This window comes from Hymenobacter sp. ISL-91 (genome assembly GCF_018613725.1).
In the GTDB taxonomy this organism is placed as follows: Bacteria; Bacteroidota; Bacteroidia; order Cytophagales; family Hymenobacteraceae; genus Hymenobacter.
The window spans coordinates 38,990-55,922 of sequence record NZ_JAGGPS010000003.1; the positions used below are offsets into that span (position 1 = coordinate 38,990).

The 16,933-nt window shown below is 62.6% G+C and carries 18 protein-coding genes and 1 tRNA gene; 14 read left to right on the plus strand and 5 right to left on the minus strand.

The window, feature by feature from the left end; genetic code table 11:
• Positions 1-30: 30 nt before the first annotated feature.
• Positions 31-780 (plus strand): LytR/AlgR family response regulator transcription factor, encoded by a 750-nt coding sequence (locus tag J7E24_RS00745; protein ID WP_215134123.1) that lies wholly within the window; start codon positions 31-33, stop codon positions 778-780.
• Positions 781-862: 82 nt separating this feature from the next.
• Here J7E24_RS00745 and wrbA read toward each other — a convergent pair whose 3' ends face one another.
• Complete coding sequence (gene wrbA / locus J7E24_RS00750; RefSeq protein ID WP_215134125.1) at positions 863-1,474, minus strand: NAD(P)H:quinone oxidoreductase; 612 nt, start codon at positions 1,472-1,474, stop codon at positions 863-865.
• 307 nt (positions 1,475-1,781) lie between these two features.
• Here wrbA and J7E24_RS00755 point away from each other — a divergent pair, with 307 nt between their 5' ends.
• From J7E24_RS00755 to J7E24_RS00785, 7 genes are all read left to right on the plus strand, one after another.
• Complete coding sequence (locus J7E24_RS00755; protein WP_215134127.1) at positions 1,782-2,465, plus strand: RNA polymerase sigma factor; 684 nt, start codon at positions 1,782-1,784, stop codon at positions 2,463-2,465.
• Entirely contained in the window at positions 2,452-4,044 is a 1,593-nt protein-coding gene (locus J7E24_RS00760) for a hypothetical protein (protein WP_215134129.1), read from the plus strand. The genes J7E24_RS00755 and J7E24_RS00760 overlap by 14 nt, the downstream gene beginning before the upstream one ends.
• A 180-nt stretch (positions 4,045-4,224) precedes the next feature.
• Positions 4,225-4,593, plus strand: a complete 369-nt coding sequence (locus J7E24_RS00765) for a DUF6970 domain-containing protein (RefSeq protein ID WP_215134131.1) — start codon at positions 4,225-4,227, stop codon at positions 4,591-4,593.
• A gap of 193 nt (positions 4,594-4,786) precedes the next feature.
• Complete coding sequence (uvrB, locus tag J7E24_RS00770; protein WP_215134132.1) at positions 4,787-6,823, plus strand: excinuclease ABC subunit UvrB; 2,037 nt, start codon at positions 4,787-4,789, stop codon at positions 6,821-6,823.
• A 15-nt stretch (positions 6,824-6,838) separates the two neighbouring features.
• On the plus strand, positions 6,839-7,066 hold the full coding sequence (locus tag J7E24_RS00775) for a DUF433 domain-containing protein (protein WP_215134134.1): 228 nt from the start codon (positions 6,839-6,841) through the stop codon (positions 7,064-7,066).
• Positions 7,067-7,181: 115 nt separating this feature from the next.
• Positions 7,182-7,391, plus strand: a complete 210-nt coding sequence (locus J7E24_RS00780; protein WP_317195604.1) for a DUF5615 family PIN-like protein — start codon at positions 7,182-7,184, stop codon at positions 7,389-7,391.
• A 189-nt stretch (positions 7,392-7,580) separates the two neighbouring features.
• Positions 7,581-8,072 (plus strand): hypothetical protein, encoded by a 492-nt coding sequence (locus J7E24_RS00785; protein WP_215134136.1) that lies wholly within the window; start codon positions 7,581-7,583, stop codon positions 8,070-8,072.
• Positions 8,073-8,078: 6 nt separating this feature from the next.
• On the opposite strand, the gene J7E24_RS00790 is transcribed toward J7E24_RS00785, so the two are convergent.
• Positions 8,079-8,786: an HAD family hydrolase gene (locus J7E24_RS00790; RefSeq protein ID WP_215134138.1), complete on the minus strand. Its 708-nt coding sequence runs from the start codon at positions 8,784-8,786 to the stop codon at positions 8,079-8,081.
• Between the two features lie 170 nt (positions 8,787-8,956).
• Here J7E24_RS00790 and J7E24_RS00795 point away from each other — a divergent pair, with 170 nt between their 5' ends.
• Positions 8,957-9,589 carry a CatA-like O-acetyltransferase gene (locus J7E24_RS00795; protein ID WP_215134140.1) on the plus strand — a complete coding sequence of 211 codons (633 nt, stop codon included), beginning with the start codon at positions 8,957-8,959 and terminating at the stop codon, positions 9,587-9,589.
• An 80-nt stretch (positions 9,590-9,669) separates the two neighbouring features.
• Here J7E24_RS00795 and J7E24_RS00800 read toward each other — a convergent pair.
• Positions 9,670-9,742: transfer RNA gene (locus tag J7E24_RS00800), tRNA-Gly, on the minus strand.
• A gap of 183 nt (positions 9,743-9,925) precedes the next feature.
• On the opposite strand from J7E24_RS00800, the gene J7E24_RS00805 reads away from it, so the two are divergent.
• The 5 genes from J7E24_RS00805 (at position 9,926) to J7E24_RS00825 (ending at position 13,945) form a co-directional block, all read left to right on the plus strand.
• Positions 9,926-10,168 (plus strand): hypothetical protein, encoded by a 243-nt coding sequence (locus J7E24_RS00805; RefSeq protein WP_215134142.1) that lies wholly within the window; start codon positions 9,926-9,928, stop codon positions 10,166-10,168.
• A 308-nt stretch (positions 10,169-10,476) separates the two neighbouring features.
• On the plus strand, positions 10,477-11,013 hold the full coding sequence (locus J7E24_RS00810) for a GNAT family N-acetyltransferase (protein ID WP_215134144.1): 537 nt from the start codon (positions 10,477-10,479) through the stop codon (positions 11,011-11,013).
• Positions 11,014-11,087: 74 nt separating this feature from the next.
• Positions 11,088-12,155, plus strand: coding sequence for a hypothetical protein (locus J7E24_RS00815; RefSeq protein WP_215134146.1), 1,068 nt, complete (start codon positions 11,088-11,090; stop codon positions 12,153-12,155).
• A 114-nt stretch (positions 12,156-12,269) separates the two neighbouring features.
• Positions 12,270-13,133 (plus strand): transporter, encoded by an 864-nt coding sequence (locus tag J7E24_RS00820; protein WP_215134147.1) that lies wholly within the window; start codon positions 12,270-12,272, stop codon positions 13,131-13,133.
• 101 nt (positions 13,134-13,234) lie between these two features.
• On the plus strand, positions 13,235-13,945 hold the full coding sequence (locus J7E24_RS00825; RefSeq protein ID WP_215134149.1) for a hypothetical protein: 711 nt from the start codon (positions 13,235-13,237) through the stop codon (positions 13,943-13,945).
• A 1-nt stretch (position 13,946) separates the two neighbouring features.
• Here the strand turns inward: J7E24_RS00825 and J7E24_RS00830 are convergent, their stop codons facing one another.
• A complete protein-coding gene (locus J7E24_RS00830) occupies positions 13,947-15,155 on the minus strand; it encodes a DUF1501 domain-containing protein (RefSeq protein ID WP_215134151.1) in 1,209 nt (402 codons plus the stop codon).
• A gap of 239 nt (positions 15,156-15,394) precedes the next feature.
• The gene (locus J7E24_RS00835) at positions 15,395-16,879 is read right to left on the minus strand and encodes a DUF1800 family protein (RefSeq protein ID WP_215134153.1); all 1,485 of its coding nucleotides are present in this window, start codon (positions 16,877-16,879) and stop codon (positions 15,395-15,397) included.
• Positions 16,880-16,933 lie beyond the last annotated feature (54 nt).

Here is a 16,933-nt window from a genome sequence, read left to right on the forward strand (position 1 = left end):
CCACCCCTTCACCGATTCGCGCCTTCACCTATGACCTGCGTAATACTTGATGATGAGCCCCTGGCCCTCGACCTGCTGGCCGACTACTGCGCTCAGGTGCCGGGGCTGGAGCTGGTGGGGCAGTTTGATGACGCGCTGGCGGCCCTGGCGTTTCTGCAGGACAACCCCGCGGATGTCGTGTTTCTTGACATTCATATGCCCCGACTAACGGGCGTGCAGCTGGCCCAGCTGCTGCCCCAGCCCGGCCCGCGCATTGTGTTCACCACCGCCTACGACCAGTACGCGGTACGCAGCTACGAGCTCAGCGCGGCCGATTACCTGCTCAAGCCCATTGCCTTCGAGCGGTTTGTGCAGGCCGTGCAGCGGGTACGCCAGCAGCTGACGGCCACCGCGCCCGCCACCACACCACCTGCCCCCGCCGCACCCGAAGCGGCCTCTGCCCCCGCTGCGGCAACACCCGACGATGCTATGTTCGTGAAAAACGAGCACCGTCTGCAGCGCGTGGCCTTCGATGATTTGCTCTACATCGAGGGCATGAAGGAGTACCTGATGCTCTATACTACCACTGGCAAGGTGCTCACGCTACAGTCGTTTCGGCGGCTGGAGGAAGTGCTGCCGCCCGAGCGGTTTGCCCGCATCCACAAGTCGTTTCTGGTGGCCCTGAGTCGCATCGAGCACGTCGAGCGGGGCAAAGTGCAGGTAGCGGGCCGCCTGCTGCCCATCGGCGACACCTACCGCGAATCCTTTAACGCCCTCATCAAGGCCTATAATCAGTTGTAAAATAGGTTAAAGAGAAAAGGCAAAAGCCGTTGAACGTTGCCACTTGGCTCGTTCAATGGCTTTTGCCTTTTCTCTTTAACTCTTACGAAGCCAGCTTCTTGGCTATTTCGGCCGAGTGGCGGCCCTGGAAACGGGCACCTTCCAACTCGTTGGCGCTGGGTTGCCGCTCGCCCTGGCCACCGGCTACGGTGCTGGCACCGTAGGGTGTGCCGCCCGTTACTTCGTGGTGGCCCATCTGGCCCTGCCAGGCGTAGGGCAGGCCCACTATCACCATGCCGTGGTGCATCAACTCGGTTTGTAGGGCCCGCAGGGTAGTTTCCTGGCCGCCGTGCTGAGTGGCCGTGCTCACGAAGCCCCCTCCCACTTTACCTACCAACTTACCCTCGGCCCATAAGGCGCCGGTGCTGTCGAGGTAGGCCTGAATCTGGCCGCACACGTTGCCGTAGCGCGTGGGGGTGCCGATGATGATGGCATCGTACTGCTCCAACTCTTGGGGCGTGGCTACCGGAATATGGCCGAACGCCTTCTGGGCCTCGGTGGCCCCGATTTTGTCGAGCAGATCTTTGGGCAGTGTTTCGGGCACGCGCTTAATTACAACTTCATTGCCCTCAACTTCGCGGGCGCCTTCGGCTACTGCCTCGGCCAGCTTATATACATGGCCATAAGTGGAATAGAACAGAATCAGGGTTTTCATGGGCAGGGGGGAATGAAGGGTATGAAGACGAAAAATCCGGTTGGCAGCCAACAATTCAATGTATATACATTCAATTAAACAAAAGGTTGTGCTGCCCTTGCTGTTGGTTAAACTATATGAAGACGAAAGACTTACCTTACAGGTTCGGAAATAGTCCGGCGGCTATGCAACCTTCGCCGGGCAGTTTGTCCTCTTATGGGCACTTAGCCGGCCGCTAGCCGGAATCTGTTTCCCCTCTATTATCTTACCTGCGTATGCAGCACGCCTTCTACTCCGGAACCGGCCTCCGCACTGGCCGGCAAGCCCAATGAGCGCCCTGTCGGCAGCCCTGAGTGGGGTCGGCAGCCTGCGTAGCCTGCTGCCGGGAGCCCATGCCGCTACCGGGTCGGCGGCGGCTACGGCCCCCACGGCCGGCCGCACCCTCACGCCGCCCGCCCAGCTCTCCGATGGCGAGCTGCTTGACGGCTGTCTGGCCGGCAGCCGCCTCATGCAGAAATACCTGTATGAGCGGTTTGCGGGCCGTATGATGGCCGTGTGCCTGCGTTATGCCCAAACTACCTTCGAGGCAGAAGATGTATTGCAGGAAGGATTTCTGACCGTGTTTAAGAACCTGGCCAGCTTCCGCCGCGAATGCCCGCTGGAATTCTGGATTCGGCGTATCATGGTGAATGCGGCCCTGCGTCAGCACCGCCGCAACGCCCCGCTGGTAGCGGTAAGCGACGGGGGCGACTACCCGCAGGATCTGGCCGGCGAGGAGTTTACCCTTTCCAACTACAACTTCGAAGAGCTGCTCGGCATGGTTCAGGATCTGGCCCCGCGCTACCAGATGGTATTCAACCTGTTTGCCATTGAAGGCTACGGGCACAAGGAAATCGGGGAGCTACTGGGCATCTCCGAGGGTACCAGCAAGTCGCAGTACTCGCGGGCCCGCGCCATTCTGAAAAACAAAATAGAGCGCCTCGACGCGCAACGTCCTCATGGCTTCCGCTAAACCTCCCTTTGACAACCACCAGCCCGAGCGCCCAAGCGGCGACCTGGAGCACCTTTTCCGGCAGAAGCTGGCCGAGGCGGAGGTACGCCCGCGGGCCAATTTCTGGGATCAGCTCGACCACGAGCTGGTAGCGCAGCAGCACGCCGACATGCTGCGCCAGAACGCCATGTACCGTCAGCGGGCCGCCGTATACCGCTGGGCCGCCGCCGCCTGCCTGGTGCTGGCGTTGGGCGTGGCTAGCTGGGCCTACCTGGCCCAGTTGGGCCGGCCAGACAGCCCCGTGCTGGCCACCGCCACCGGACCCACCGAATTATCATCCTCATCGTTGTCGTCGTTGGGCCTGACGCTGCCCGAAGACCCTCGCGGCCGCTACGACTACCCTGCCGGACCAGCCGCCGACTTGGCTGCTGCCCTTGCCGCCGCGGAGGCCGCGCAACTGGCCGGAGCCTATGGGCCGGGCCGCGCTCCGAGCACCGGAAACGGACTGGCTGCCAGCTACAGCAGCCAAAACGAGCGGACTGCTACCCTGGCAGCCAACGCCAACACTTTCCGGGGAGCCTACGCCGCAGTGGCCCTGCCGGGCTGGAGCCAGGGCGTGGCCGCTGCCTGGGGCCAGCCCGGCAACCTCGCCGTGTCGTTCGACGATTTGAACCTGCGCGACGAACTGGGCCTGGGCCGCCCTGGCCAGCGCCGGCAGCTGCTCCCGGCCGAGGTACCGCCTATATCGGTGGCGAAAGCCACGTTTACGCCCGAGCCCGAGCCTAAAGCCACCGGCAAGCTCTGGAAGCGTCTGCGCGTGGGCGGCGGCTACGCCCTGAGCGTGTTCAATCCTAATATCAACTTCTCGCGAGCCGATGGCCGTACGCAGGCCGACCCCGTAACGAGCGCCCTACGCAGCTACTACCAGGAGGACGCCGAGCAGGAGTACCGCCGCAACCTACGTTCGGGCCCCAGCCAGCGCGTTGCCCTCACAGCCTCTTACCGGCTTAGCCCCCGCTGGACGGTATCAACCGGAGCCGAGTGGGCCGAAAGCCGGGCTTCCTCCGCTACGTCGTTTGGCTTTTTGGATGGCAAGCAGGTGGGCAGCGAGGCACCCGATATTTTCACCCAGCAGACCTACCGCAACGCCGGGTCCGGTTTTACGACCGGCAGCACGGGCGCTTCGGCCCGGCCTACCTCGTACCGCTACCGCACGGCGGCTGTACCGGTAAGCCTAACCTATGGCTCGCAGAAGGCCGGCCTTTCGCTTTATGCCAAAGCCGGTGCGGTGGTCAGCCTGTTGCTCAACAGCCGCTCGGAGCTGGAGGGCTCGCCCGATGCTACCCGCAGCTACGATATCCGCTCGTCGGAGTCGCCCTACCGGACGCTATTTGCCTCGGGCCGCCTCGGCGGGGGCGTGCGTTACCAGCCAGCGCTTTCAACCTGGAACGTAACGGTAGGCCCCAGCGCCGAGGTGTTTATCACGCCGCTCAATGCCAACCCCAGCCAGCGCGCCGTGCAGCAAACCCGCCCCTACAGCGTGGGAGTAGAAGCCACGGTAGAGTTCGGCAGCACCAAGGTGATGTCGGTGGTGCAGTAAATTTTCGAGTGGCAAGGAATTGGATAGGAGATAGGCAGATAGAACATTAGGCAGAGTGAAGAATCGAGGGTAGCTTCGTAGGCAAGCCGCAACTACCGGCCTGCCGCACAGGGTTCTTCGCGCCGCTTATCGTTCTGCCCTTCTGCCGGCCGCTACCTGCCACTCAGCACGAAATCCACCATGAATCGTTTTATCCTTCTTCTGACGACAATCGGTCTGGCCCTGAGCGTGGCGGGCTGCTCGGTTACCTCCGACGATGTGTCGCCCTTTGACAATTGCCCCGGTAATTTCTCGCTCACCCTCATCGAGCAGCTCAAGCAGAAACCCAAGCAAACCCCGGCCGCCGAAGTAACCCAGTACACCTACCAGGGCCGCACGGTGTATCTGGTAACCGGCGGCAGCCCGGCTGCCTACGCCTACCTGTTCGATAACTGCGGCAACGTGGTGTGCGCCGCGGCCGGTGGCCCCAGCGGCAAGGGCGACGGTGCCTGCTCCGATTTTGCTACCACGGCCACCAACCCCACGCTCATCTGGCGCGACCCGCGGTAGAACCTCGTTTTTCATTGTTGGTTTTTCGCTTAAAAGCCCGCTTTCTCCACCAGGAAGCGGGCTTTCGGTTTCCTTGCACGGCACTGCGCCCTCTGCGTAAACCTCTGCGCGTCTCTGCGAGAAATGCTATTTGGTCATCACCCGAACCAACGCCCCCGAATTGCAGTTATCAGAGGCTACCTAACTTGCCTGCATGAACTACCAGCTTACCTCGGAATTCCAGCCCACCGGCGACCAGCCCAAGGCCATCAAACAGCTCGTGGAAGGCGTAAACAACGGCGAGCCGGCTCAGGTACTGCTTGGGGCCACCGGCACGGGCAAAACCTTTACCATGGCCAACGTAATTGCCGAAACCGGCAAGCCCGCGCTGGTGCTCTGCCACAACAAAACCCTCGCGGCCCAGCTCTACGGCGAGTTCAAGCAGTTCTTCCCCAACAACGCCGTCGAGTACTACATCAGCTACTACGACTACTACCAGCCCGAGGCCTACATTGCTTCGTCGGATGTATTTATCGAGAAAGACCTGGCCATTAACCAGGAAATCGAGAAGCTGCGGCTGCACACCACCTCCACGCTGCTCTCGGGCCGGCGCGACGTGATTGTCATTGCCTCGGTATCGTGCATTTATGGCATTGGCAACCCCGAGGAGTTCAGCAAAAACGTGATTTACATGGCCCCCGGCCTGCGGTATTCGCGCAACAACCTGCTCTACCAGTTTGTGCAGATTCTGTATTCGCGCACCGAGGTGGAGTTTACCCGCGGCACGTTTCGAGTGAAGGGCGACACCGTGGACGTGTTTCCGGCCTATGCCGACTACGCTTACCGGCTGTTTTTCTTTGGTGATGAGATTGAGGCCATCCACCGCATCGACCCGACCAGCGGCAAGAAACTGGCCGACGAGAAATCGGTGACGCTGTACCCGGCCCAGCTGTTCGTGACCGGCAAGGACACGCTCAACCAGGCCATTAAGGAAATCCAGCACGATTTGGTGCAGCAGCACGCTTACTTCGAGAAGGAGGGCCGCGACTCGGAGGCCAAGCGCATCATGGAGCGTACGGAGTTTGATTTGGAGATGATTCGGGAGCTGGGCTACTGCTCGGGCATCGAGAACTACTCGCGCTACTTCGACGGCCGCCAGCCCGGCACCCGCCCGTTCTGTTTGCTCGACTACTTCCCCGACGACTACCTGTTGGTGGTAGACGAAAGCCACGCCACCATGCCGCAGATTCGGGCCATGTGGGGCGGCGACCGGAGCCGCAAAACCGCGCTGATTGAGTACGGTTTCCGGCTGCCCTCGGCCTTTGATAACCGCCCGCTCACGTTCAACGAGTTCGAGAGCATGTACCGCCAGGCCGTGTTCGTGAGTGCCACCCCCGCCGACTACGAACTGACCCAGGCCAACGGCATCATTGTGGAGCAAATCATCCGGCCCACCGGTCTGCTCGACCCCGAAATCGACCTGCGCCCCAGCACCAACCAGATCGACGACTTGCTGGACGAGGTGGACAACCGCGTGAAAATGGGCGACCGGGTGCTGGTAACGACCCTCACCAAGCGCATGGCCGAGGAGCTGCAGAAGTACATGGAGCGCCTGGGCATCAAGAGCAGCTACGTGCACTCCGACGTAAAAACGCTCGACCGGGTGGAAATCCTGCGCCAGCTGCGGCTGGGTGAAATCGACGTGCTCATTGGCGTCAACCTGCTCCGCGAGGGCCTCGATTTGCCCGAAGTAAGCTTGGTAGCCATTCTGGATGCCGACAAGGAAGGCTTCCTACGCGACCAGCGCAGCCTGATCCAGACCATGGGCCGGGCCGCCCGAAACGACCGGGGTAAGGTAATTATGTACGCCGACCGCATGACCGGCTCGATGCAGCGCGCCATCGACGAAACCAACCGCCGCCGCGCCACCCAGCTGGCCTACAACCAGGAGCACGGCATCACGCCCCGCACGGTGCGCAAGAGCCACGCCGAAATTATGGGCCAAACCTCGCTTTCCGACTACCGCATCCAGGAAACCCAGGGCTATGCCGGCCCCGACGCTGATGTGGCCCTGTCCATTGCCGCCGAGCCGGTGGTGTCTACGATGAATAAGGTGGATTTGGAGAAGCTCATCAAGCAAACCGAAAAGCAGATGGAAGCCGCCGCCAAAGACCTCGACTTCCTCACCGCCGCCAAGCTCCGCGACGAGCTGGCCGCCCTCAAGCAGGTGCTGAAAACCAAGCGGGATTAAGTCGTATCTTCAAGTATGGAACCCAAGCAGCCGCTCGTCCAATTCAATCCTGCCATCCGGTTTGGCAAGCCGTGCATCGTAGGCACCCGCATTGCCGTGCAGGATATTTTATCCTGGCTGGCCTCCGGAATGAGCTTTGCGGAAATCGAGGAAGACTTTCCGGAGTTGACTCAGGTACATATCCGGGCGGCGCTGGCTTTCGCGGCTGATATCGAGCGGCGCACCCGGCAGGTGGCGGCATGAAGTGGCGGCTTGATGCCAACCTATCGTATCGGCTGGTCCGGCAGTTGGCGGCATGAAGTAGCTGCTTGATGCCAACCTATCGTATCGGCTGGTCCGGCAGTTGGCAGATGTGCCGGTGGAGGTTGTACACGTCAGCCGGTGTGGCCTGACGGCACCGGCATCGGACGAGGAAATATGGGAGTGGGCGTGGGCGAAAGTAAATGCAGCACTTATCGTTACTAATGACGAGGACTTTTACCGATTAGCAGCCGTGCACGGCCACCCGCCAAAAGTAGTGTTGCTGCGGACCGGCAATCAGGCAATTCCTTTATCGCGCAGCTATTGACGAAGCATCTGGAAGAAATTACCGCATTACTGACTTCGGATGACATAGGGGTTTTGGAGTTGTATTAATAATCGACCCGGTTACTCTATCTCTCCGGAGGGAACAGAGACTGCACAACTGCTTTCTGGCACATAATTCGAAAAGGCTTCGAAACGCGACATATTCCGCGTTTTGAAGCCTTTTCGAATTATGCTGAAATCTACCCTGCTCCTGCTGACCCTGCTGGTTTCCGGCGCCGCCTCGGCCCAAAAAGCCCAACCCGCGCTGCTGGCCGAGCTGCCGGCCGCCAGCCCGCCGCCCACAACCACCGTTACCACCGTCGCGCCGGCCAACGGGGTGCGCTACGAGTACCAGCTGGTGCGGCTCGACAACGATGCGCGGATATTTTTCGCACCGGCCTGGGAGGGCCGCACGGTACTGGAACCCGATTTTCGGAGTCTGGCCAGGGAGATGCGCCCGGGGGCCGCGGAGGTGCTGCTGTTAAACGCACTCAACGCCCTGTCGGCCGAGGGTTGGGAGCTGCTGGAAATCCGCACGAGCGAGCGGCCGGTCGGGGCCAGGCAGACGGTGGAAACCTCGCTCACGTTCAACGATCCGAACCGCCCGCAGTACGACACTAAAACCACCTACGACTCGGAGTTACAGACGCGCTACCTACTGCGGCGGGCCCTGGCCCGCTAGCCTTCACTACCCCGCCAGTTCCCGCAGCCACGCCGGCACTTCGGCCACCGACTGCATCTGGCGGAACGCCACGCCGGCCTGCTCGGCTTCCGATACCCGCTCCATCGCCCAGGTGGTATAGTAGGGTACGTAGGCCGCGTGCCCGCCCAGCCGGGCCACCGGCAACACGTCGGACTTCAGCGAATTGCCCACCATCACGAACTCCTCGGGCCGCACGTTGTGGCGGTCGAGGATGCGCTGGTAGGTGCTTTCGTTCTTCTCACTCACAATTTCGACGTGGTCGAACAGGTCGCCGAGGCCGGAGCGGGCCAGCTTGCTTTCCTGGTCGAACAGGTCGCCCTTGGTGAGCAGCATCAGGGGCAGGCCCTGGGCTTTTACGGCGGCCAGCGTGTCGGCTACGTCGGGTAGCAGCTCGATGGGGAAGTCGAGCAGACGTTTGCCCAGGTCGAGGATATGCTGGATTTCCTGGCCCGTAATCTGCCCGTCGGTGAGCTGGAGCACGGTTTCAATCATCGAGAGCATGAAGGGCTTGGCCCCGTAGCCGAACAGCGGCAGGTTCTGGCGCTGCACGGCAAAAAACTGGTCGGTGAACTGCTGTGGGGTGCCGTAGTGCTCCAGCAGCTCGTGCAGGCGGGCCTCGGCGGCATCGAAGTGGGGCTGGTTGGGCCAGAGCGTATCGTCGGCGTCGAAGGCAATAAGGCGGAGAGCGGGCATAGAAGGCAAGTATTGTGTAGTTGGTATTGAGTAGTTAGACTGAAAATAAGTGCAGTACCGGGCTAGAAGCAGCACGGGGCGCAAAGGTACCTTTGCACCTCTCATTTGGCAGTACCGGAACCCGATTTTCGAAATCTCACTATCCAATACTCCCTACTCAGTACTCACCCATGAAACACCGCATCGAGCAGGCTGGTTGGAACCGGCAGGAGCATTTTGCTTTCTTTTCGCAGTTTGAAGAGCCTTTTTTTGGCCTCGTGGCTGATGTGGACGCCACCCGGGCCCAGGCCCGCGCCCGCGAGTTGGGCGTCTCGTTCTTCCAGCTGTACCTGCACGCTACACTGGCGGCCGTGCAAACCGTAGAAAACCTGCGCTACCGCATCAACGCGCAAGCCCAAGTAGACTGCTACGACCAGATCAACGCCTCGGCCACCCTCTCGCGGCCCGACCATACGTTTGCGTTCAGCTTCATTCCTTTCAGCCCCGATCTGCACGCGTTCGGCCACGGGCTGGCGGCCGAAGCCGAGGCCGTGCGCCAGAGCAGCGGCCTGCGCCTGGGCCCCGAAACGGGCCGCCCCGATGTCATCCACTTTTCGGCCCTGCCCTGGGTGTCGTTCAGCGGCCTTACCCACGCCCGCAGCTTCAGCCACCCCGACAGCATCCCCAAAATATCGGTGGGCCGCCTGCGCCCCGAGGGTAGCCGCCTGCTGATGCCCGTATCCGTCAACGTCCACCACGGCCTGGCCGACGGCTACCATGTAGGCCTGTTCCTACAGGAGCTGCAGCGGCGGCTGGATGGATAAGGAGTATATGTATACACCCCGGTATGCCCCAAAACCAAATCAGCCACCCAGCCTTGCGGCTAAGTGGCTGATTCACAATGAGCGAGAAACGAGGTTCGAACTCGCGACCCTCAGCTTGGGAAGCTGATGCTCTACCAACTGAGCTACTCTCGCTTGTGGGGCTTGGTGCAGGCAAAAATACACGGCTAAAACCGAAATCCAACCGGATGCGGCCCCGAAGTGCGACACAGCGTTGCCCGAACGCGAAAAATTGCTTCTTTTTGTAGGCGGCCGGTTGCGGCCGCCGGGCCGGCGCTGCGGCCGACCGGTATCTGTCCACCTTCACCCTCGCTTGCTATGGCCTGGCCTCCCACCCCCGCTACCCGCCGCATTATCGCCTGGCTGTTCCTGACGGCCGGTATCCTGCTGGTGCTGGGCGTGAGCATGCAGCTCTGGATCATCTATGCCGAGTACCAGCGCCTGGGTCCCGGGAACCTCAACTCTACGGCCCTGGTGCTGCGCCTGATGATGCTGGTAGCGGCCGTGATGATGCTGCGCTACGGCTGGCGCGAAATCCGCGGCAACGACACAATAGATTAGTAGTTGACGGTTCCGAAAGTTGCAAGCCTGTAATGCATCTTCTGGCGTCTGCCTATACCCCATTAGCCATGAAAGGGCGACGTAGGGGCGGGGCTTGTCCCCGCCTGCCGTTGAACGGTGCGGGCTTAAGTCGTTGAACAGCGTGGGTCTGAATCGTTGAACGGCGGGGCGGGGACAAGCCCCGCCCCTACAGCGCCCTCCGAGGTCTGGGCTGGCTGAACTGCCTCTTTAATAAAGGGTAGCGGTTTTCTGGGCAGCTTCAGCTATTTACCTTTGCCGGAGCCTGCCTTTCCGGGCCCAGTTTAGTTATGAGCCATCCTCTGCGCATTAGCGTTGCCAAACGCACACCGGCCGCCGCCGCCCAGCTCGCCGAGCTGGGCCGGCAGCTGTTCCACGAAACCTACGCCGCCCAGAACGATGCCGCCGATATGGCTGCCTACGAGGCGGCTACCTTCGGCCCCGAGCTGCAGCTGGCCGAGCTGCAGAACCCCGATACCATATTTCTGCTGGCCCAGATGGTGCAGCAGGTGGTGGGCTACGCCAAGCTTAACACCCGCTCCAGCCTGGGCCTCGACCCTACCAAAACGCCCGAGAAGCGGCTGGAGGTGGAGCGCCTGTACGTGGCCGAAGACTGGATTGGCACCGGTCTGGGCGCGGCTCTTATGCGCCGGGCCATCGAGGAGGCCCGCCAGCAGCAGTGCCGGGCCGTGGTGCTGGGCGTGTGGGAGAAGAACGAGCGGGCCCGGGAGTTCTATCAGCGCTTCGGCTTCCGGCCCATCGGGCAGCAGGCGTTCCAGCTCGGCACCGAAACCCAGACCGATTTGATTCTGCGAAAGGGCCTGTAGGCGCCGGTCGGGGCCGTTTACCCGTTCCGTACGCATGCGCTACCTTTGCCCGCCTGTCCCATCACTCTGTGCCGTTGCAACGCCCTCCCTTTCTTCGTATTACCGGTCTGGCCCCCTTGCTGGGGGTGCTGCTGAGCGCCTGCTCGGGCAACCCGGGCGAGAGCGAGGCAGCCAATGCGGCCCCGCCCACCGGCCACTACGAAGGCGCCATCAGCTACCAGGGCAGCGAGCTGCGCACGGCCCTCGACCTGCGCGAAGTCAGGCCCGGTCAGCTGACGGCCACGCTAAGCTTTCCGCAACTGCCGGGACTGGAATTTGAGGCGGCTACGGCCAGCTACCAGGCCCCGCAGCTGCGGCTGGAGGAGGCCCCCGGCGGTATAGTGGTGCAGGCCGTGCGCGAGGGCGATTTTCTGCGCGGCGTACTCAACTGGGACAGCGTGCGGGCCGATTTTGTGTGGGTGCGGCGCGGCGAAGTCCCGGCTCCCGGCTTCCGCGACACTACCCTGACGGTAACCGTGCCCGGCCAACCCGCGCAACGCCTGCGCCTGCTGCTGCCCGACGATACGCTGCCCCGCCACCCGGCACTGGTGCTGCTGGCCTCGGCCGCCGATGGCTCCGCCGCCGCCCGCCGCGCGACGCACTTGGCCCGCCGCGGCATTGCAGCGCTGCTGTTGCCCCCGGCCGCCGCCGATTCGGGCGCGGTGCTGCCGGTAGCGGCGCTGGCCGCCCTACGGCGGCAAGTTGCCATCGACTCGGGGCGGGTAGGTTACTGGGGCCGGGGCCCGGCCGCCCCGCGGGTGGCCGAGGCCGCCGGGCAGCAGCCCCAGCCCGGGTTTGCGGTACTGGAAGCCGTTGCCGCCGCTACCCGTGCCGAAGCTGCCCCATATCAGGTGTTCAGCCGGCAGCGAATTCCGGTGCTGGCCTACTACGCCGGGCTCGATACCACAGTACAGGCGGCCGCCAGCGCCCGGCGCCTGCGGCCCGCGTTGGGCTACCGCCGGGGCACGCAGGTGCAGGTACTGGCGGGCGTAACCCCCGATTTCCGGCGGCCCGGCCGCACCGGCCCCGATGGGCAGTGGCAGTGGCCCCAGCCAGCTACCGAGTACTGGAATGGGCTGGTAGAGTGGCTGAAGGCACGTTAGCCACCCGGCCTAGCTGGCGGCCGGCCGCTTCCCTCATGTGGGTGCATAGTAGTTTCTGCCTGCCGGTGGTGCCCACAGTCGGCCGCGGGTTGATTGTTCTCCCCTCTTAATACTATGATGCGCCTGCTCCTCCTTTCCGTTTTAGCGACCCTGCTGCCATTGCTGGCCACCGCTCAAGCGCCTACCGACCCGCTAACGGCCGCAAAAAGCCGTTACTCGCTGTTTCGGCCGGTGCCGCGGGAGCTGCTGCGCGACCTGGCCCCCGACCGGCCCGGCGTCACCGAAAGCCCGTTCACAGTCGATGCGGGGCACTTTCAATTTGAAACCGCCCTGGTAAACCTTATCAGCAGCCACCCCAGCCGGCAACCCAAACAGTACACCTTCCGGGCCAATGCCTTTGTGCTGAAAATGGGCCTCGACAACCGCACCGATGTGCAGCTGTTCATTGACGCCTACGAATGGGACCGGACTTCTGCCACCGCCGACGCGCCCCGCACCCGCAGTCAGGGCTTCGGCGACATCACGGTGCGTTTCAAGCGCAACCTGCTCGGCAACGACTCTACCGAAAGCCCGCTGGCCGTGGCTGCCATCGGGTTTGTACGCCTGCCCACCGGGGGCCGGCAGGGCGCGGGCGGCTACGAGTACGGCCTGCTGCTGCCCGCCACCTACACCCTGGCCGATACCTGGAACATCAGCGCCCAGCTGCCGCTGAGCCTGAATTTCGACCGCGACGAAACTCAGCACTACCTGCAAACGAGTCCCTCCCTCAACCTCGACCATGCTTTTCGGCCCTGGCTTATGGGCTTCGCCGAACTGGTGGCCCAGCACGATTTCCGCGCCCGCCGCTGGGATGAGGCCCTAAACGCCGGGGCCGTTTTCAGTGTGGGCAAAAATATGCAGTTCGATATCGGCCGCCAGTTCGCCCTTACCCGCCAAGCCGACCGCGAGTATTTCGTAGGCTTCGTGATTCAGCGTTGATTTGGGTGATGCGGCAACAGGAATTTCGTGCGTCGCCGCCTTGCTTTACGGCTGCGCCGCCGCTTACCTTAGCGTCCTCCTCATCTATAGCCTGACACCTTATGAAACGATTATTATTTGCTGCCTGCCTGAGCCTCGCTTTAGGGGCCTGCCAAAAAGAGGAGCAGGCAACTCCTGCCGTTATAGAGTACGCCGACTGGTATGCGTTGCAGTCTCCCGACGACCGGCCCATTGAAGCCGTAACCGGCGACCTTGATGGCACGCTGACCATCACGACCCGGTTCATAGTGTACCAAACCAAGGACCGCGGCCGAACCTGGCAGACGGGTAACTACGCGGACAAAATAGGAATATTCGGTTTCTATAAGCGCCAGGATTCGCTTCTAGTGCTTACTACCGGCCTTGGAGCTTCTTCCAACACCGGCACTAAGTACGCCGCTCACCCCTCCGCCTTCAGCCTCGACCAGGGCCTGACCTGGCAGCACTACCGTGACTGGCGGCCTTCCCATCAGTTGCGCGTGGGGCTCGATCGGGTGCTGGCCTCCTCGGGTACCGAATACCGCATCGAGTATGAGGAGAAGCCTACCTATCCCAACTCTTCCAGCAGATACGTCGAGTCGGTGGCCATTCAGACCTCTACCGGCCAGCGCCTGACGTTGCCCCAGCAGCACCAGATGACAAGCCTGTACTTCGATGCTAACTCGCGCCTATACATTACGGCTTCGGCCCCGCTATGCGGGCGCTGGCAGGATTCCAAGGTCTGCGGCAGCCAGCGCGGGTTTTTGTACGTATCCAAGGCGCCGCTACGCTAGCTTAAACCAGCCCCTTCAGCCGCTCGAAGCTGCTGCCCAGAATAGCCTGGTCGTCGGCCTGAAGCCAGTCGTGCAGCACGGTGGCGTACACGGAGCGGAAGTCCAGCTGGTACTTTAGGTCGCCGGCGTCGAGGTTTTGCAGGTTGGGGGCATTGTTGAGGATGCCCTGGCGACGCAGGCCGCCGCCGAGCAGCAGCACGTTGTTGGCCGTGCCGTGGTCGGTGCCGTTGCTGGCGTTCTGGCTCACGCGGCGACCGAACTCCGAGAACACCAGCACCAGCGTGTCATCGAAGTTGCCGGCCTTCTGCAGGTCCTCAGCAAACGAGCCCAGGCCCTCCGACAGGTCGCCGAGCAGCCGGGCCTGTTGCTCCTGCTGGCGCACATGGGTATCGAAGCCGCTGAGCGACACGTAGAACACCCGCGACTCGACGCCCGAATTTATCAGTTCGGCGGTGGTTTTGAGGCTCTTGCCAAACTCGCTGTTCGGGTAGGTTACGGCCGACTTGTACACCTTGCTTTTCTGGTACAGATAGTCGGCCGATGAGGCCGTTTCGGCCAGCGTCTTGTACAGATAGTCCACTTCCGAAATACTGCTACCCGGCTGCTCACGGCCTATTTTGGCCAGCAGGCGGCCCTGGGTCAGCTGATGGAATTTCTCGGGGCTTTTGAGTGCCAGCCCTTTGCGCTGCAGTCCCTTCATGGCTAAGCTAAGCGTGTCATCGACCTCCACACCGTTGTAGGGCAGGGTGCAGGGGGCGCAGTTCGAGTCGAGGTAGCGGCCGAGCCAGCCGGTGGTCAGGCTCTCATCGGCTCCCGAGCCACTCTGCCAGATGTCCATGGAGCGGAAGTGGCTGCGGTCGGGGTTGGGGTAGCCCACCGAGTTGAGCACGGCCACGTGGCCCTGGTCGTAGAGACCTTTGAGGCGGCGCATAGCGGGGTTGAACCCGAGGCCCTTGTCGAGGGTGTGAATCCCGCTTTGGGGCCGGATGCCGAGCGTGGGCCGGGCCTTGAAATACAGGTCATCTTCGAAGGGAATTACGGTATTGAGGCCGTCGTTGCCCCCGCTGAGCTGCACCACCACCAAGCGGCGGCCGGCAGCGTCGCGCAGGCTGGGCAGGGCATGGGCATCGAGACGGTGCAGGAAGCTGGGCACAAACAGCAGCGTGCTGGCCAGCGTGGAAGCTTTCAGAAAGTCGCGGCGGGTAGTCATAGCGTGGGGTTAGCGGGAGATTGAAGGAGCGGATATCGTGGGGTAAATTGGCCGTCATGCTGAGCGAAGGCACACGCTTCGTAACTAACTCCAGGTGTGAGCACGATGTAGGGGCGGGGCTTGTCCCCGACCGCTGTCAGAACAACATATCGAACGGCTATCCTATTTACCGCACAGCCCGTTGCAATGGCGGGCGGGGACAAGCCCCGCCCCTACGTCGTGCTCATACCTCGAGTTAGCTACATGAGTTGATACTCAGGCAGGCTCAGCAGGGCGGTGGTCATGTCGCGCAGCTCGCCGCGCACCAGCGGTAGGTTTTCGGGGCGGATGGGTACTTGCAGCAGGATTTCGCTGAGGCGGGCGGGCTGCTGGGCGGCGGGCGTGGCGGCCAGCAGCCGCTGCAGCGGGGCCAGCCGTACGGTAGTTTTCACGGCCTGGTCGAAGGTGCGGGCGGCGCGGGGCAGGTTGGGGTCGAGGTCGTTTTCGTCCTGCTTGAGCTGCACGTCGAAGGCGGCGTTGCGCAGCAGCACGGCCGGCAGCTGCAGCCGGTAGAGCAGCGACGAAGAGTCGATCCAGGCGCGGCCGCCGGGCCAGCCGGCCACGTTCGGCGGCTCAAACAACGTCTGCCCCAAGGCCTTCTGAAACACAATAAGCGGCCGCTCGTTGGCCAGCTCCAGCCCCAGGGTGCGCTTCATGCCCGCCAGCAGCTCGATGGGCGACTTGATGCGGGTGCCCACGTTGGCGGCGGCGTAAAACCAGTCGGCCGAAAACAGCTGCTCCAGCAGCACCGAAATATCATAGCCGTTCTTGAAAAACGCCTGGGCCAGCGGCTTGATATGCGCCGGGTTGGGCACCTCGTTCACGAAGAAGCAGTAGAGCTTGGTGGTAATGAACTCGGCGCAGGCGGGCTGCTCCAGGATGATGCGCAGCACCTCTTCGCCCCCGAAGTTGCCGGTGCGGCCCAGCAGGGTTTTCGGGCCGTCGTCGTGCTGCTTGTCGCGGAACACGAACTTGTTCTGGGCATTGTAGCCCCAGCCGGTAAAGGCCCGGGCCGCTTCCTTCACATCGGCTTCCGAGTAGTTGCCGCGGCCCAGCGTGAACAGCTCCATTACCTCGCGGGCGAAGTTCTCGTTGGGGCGCTGCTTGCGGTTTTGCTGGTTGTTGAGAAACTGCAGCATAGCTGGCTCGCGGCTCACGGCCAGCAGCAGCTCCGGGAATTTGCCCAGCGCCAGCCGCCGGATGGTGTTGTTGAGCTGCAACGCCGCATCGGGCCGGCGCACCCGGCAGGCAAAGTGGCCGTGCCAGAAAAACGTGAGCTTCTCGCGCAACTGCGCCTCCGACGTGGCCATGCGCGTCAGCCAGCCGGTGTTCATAGCATAAAAAGCACTCCGAAGATTCCGGTTCTGCTGTTTACGCTGCTCAGGCGTTAGTTTGCCCGGAGCTGCGCCGGCAGGCCGGGCGGTCTGGTCGGGCGTGGTCACCATGGCTGCTTGGGGCGCGCCGGCCGCCCGCATCATCTCGCCCGAAGGCGTGGGCAGCGGCTCGGTGTAGCGCATGGCCGGGCTGTCGAGCGGCTCGAACCGGCGGGAGTCCTGCAGCAGCTTCTGCAGCGCCTGCCGGGGGCTCAGGCCGGCCGCCAGCTGCTCCGGCGTCGGGCCGAAACCTGCCCGCCAGTACAGGTGCTGGAGCTGTCGTTGCGCGGTTGTGTTCGTCGTCGTCGTCATGGCCAGTTTGACGGAGGACCGACGAATAGGTTTAAATCACAGATGGTGCAGATG

What these genes read in the sequence shown, in the direction of transcription:
- J7E24_RS00765 (WP_215134131.1), top strand. Translation starts at nt 4,225, where the DNA reads ATGAATCGTTTTATCCTTCTTCTGACGACAATCGGTCTGGCCCTGAGC.
- J7E24_RS00835 (WP_215134153.1), bottom strand. Translation starts at nt 16,879, where the DNA reads ATGACGACGACGACGAACACAACCGCGCAACGACAGCTCCAGCACCTG.
- uvrB (WP_215134132.1), top strand. Translation starts at nt 4,787, where the DNA reads ATGAACTACCAGCTTACCTCGGAATTCCAGCCCACCGGCGACCAGCCC.
- J7E24_RS00825 (WP_215134149.1), top strand. Translation starts at nt 13,235, where the DNA reads ATGAAACGATTATTATTTGCTGCCTGCCTGAGCCTCGCTTTAGGGGCC.
- J7E24_RS00755 (WP_215134127.1), top strand. Translation starts at nt 1,782, where the DNA reads ATGAGCGCCCTGTCGGCAGCCCTGAGTGGGGTCGGCAGCCTGCGTAGC.
- J7E24_RS00820 (WP_215134147.1), top strand. Translation starts at nt 12,270, where the DNA reads ATGATGCGCCTGCTCCTCCTTTCCGTTTTAGCGACCCTGCTGCCATTG.
- J7E24_RS00785 (WP_215134136.1), top strand. Translation starts at nt 7,581, where the DNA reads ATGCTGAAATCTACCCTGCTCCTGCTGACCCTGCTGGTTTCCGGCGCC.
- wrbA (WP_215134125.1), bottom strand. Translation starts at nt 1,474, where the DNA reads ATGAAAACCCTGATTCTGTTCTATTCCACTTATGGCCATGTATATAAG.
- J7E24_RS00805 (WP_215134142.1), top strand. Translation starts at nt 9,926, where the DNA reads ATGGCCTGGCCTCCCACCCCCGCTACCCGCCGCATTATCGCCTGGCTG.
- J7E24_RS00795 (WP_215134140.1), top strand. Translation starts at nt 8,957, where the DNA reads ATGAAACACCGCATCGAGCAGGCTGGTTGGAACCGGCAGGAGCATTTT.
- J7E24_RS00790 (WP_215134138.1), bottom strand. Translation starts at nt 8,786, where the DNA reads ATGCCCGCTCTCCGCCTTATTGCCTTCGACGCCGACGATACGCTCTGG.
- J7E24_RS00810 (WP_215134144.1), top strand. Translation starts at nt 10,477, where the DNA reads ATGAGCCATCCTCTGCGCATTAGCGTTGCCAAACGCACACCGGCCGCC.
- J7E24_RS00775 (WP_215134134.1), top strand. Translation starts at nt 6,839, where the DNA reads ATGGAACCCAAGCAGCCGCTCGTCCAATTCAATCCTGCCATCCGGTTT.
- J7E24_RS00830 (WP_215134151.1), bottom strand. Translation starts at nt 15,155, where the DNA reads ATGACTACCCGCCGCGACTTTCTGAAAGCTTCCACGCTGGCCAGCACG.
- J7E24_RS00745 (WP_215134123.1), top strand. Translation starts at nt 31, where the DNA reads ATGACCTGCGTAATACTTGATGATGAGCCCCTGGCCCTCGACCTGCTG.
- J7E24_RS00760 (WP_215134129.1), top strand. Translation starts at nt 2,452, where the DNA reads ATGGCTTCCGCTAAACCTCCCTTTGACAACCACCAGCCCGAGCGCCCA.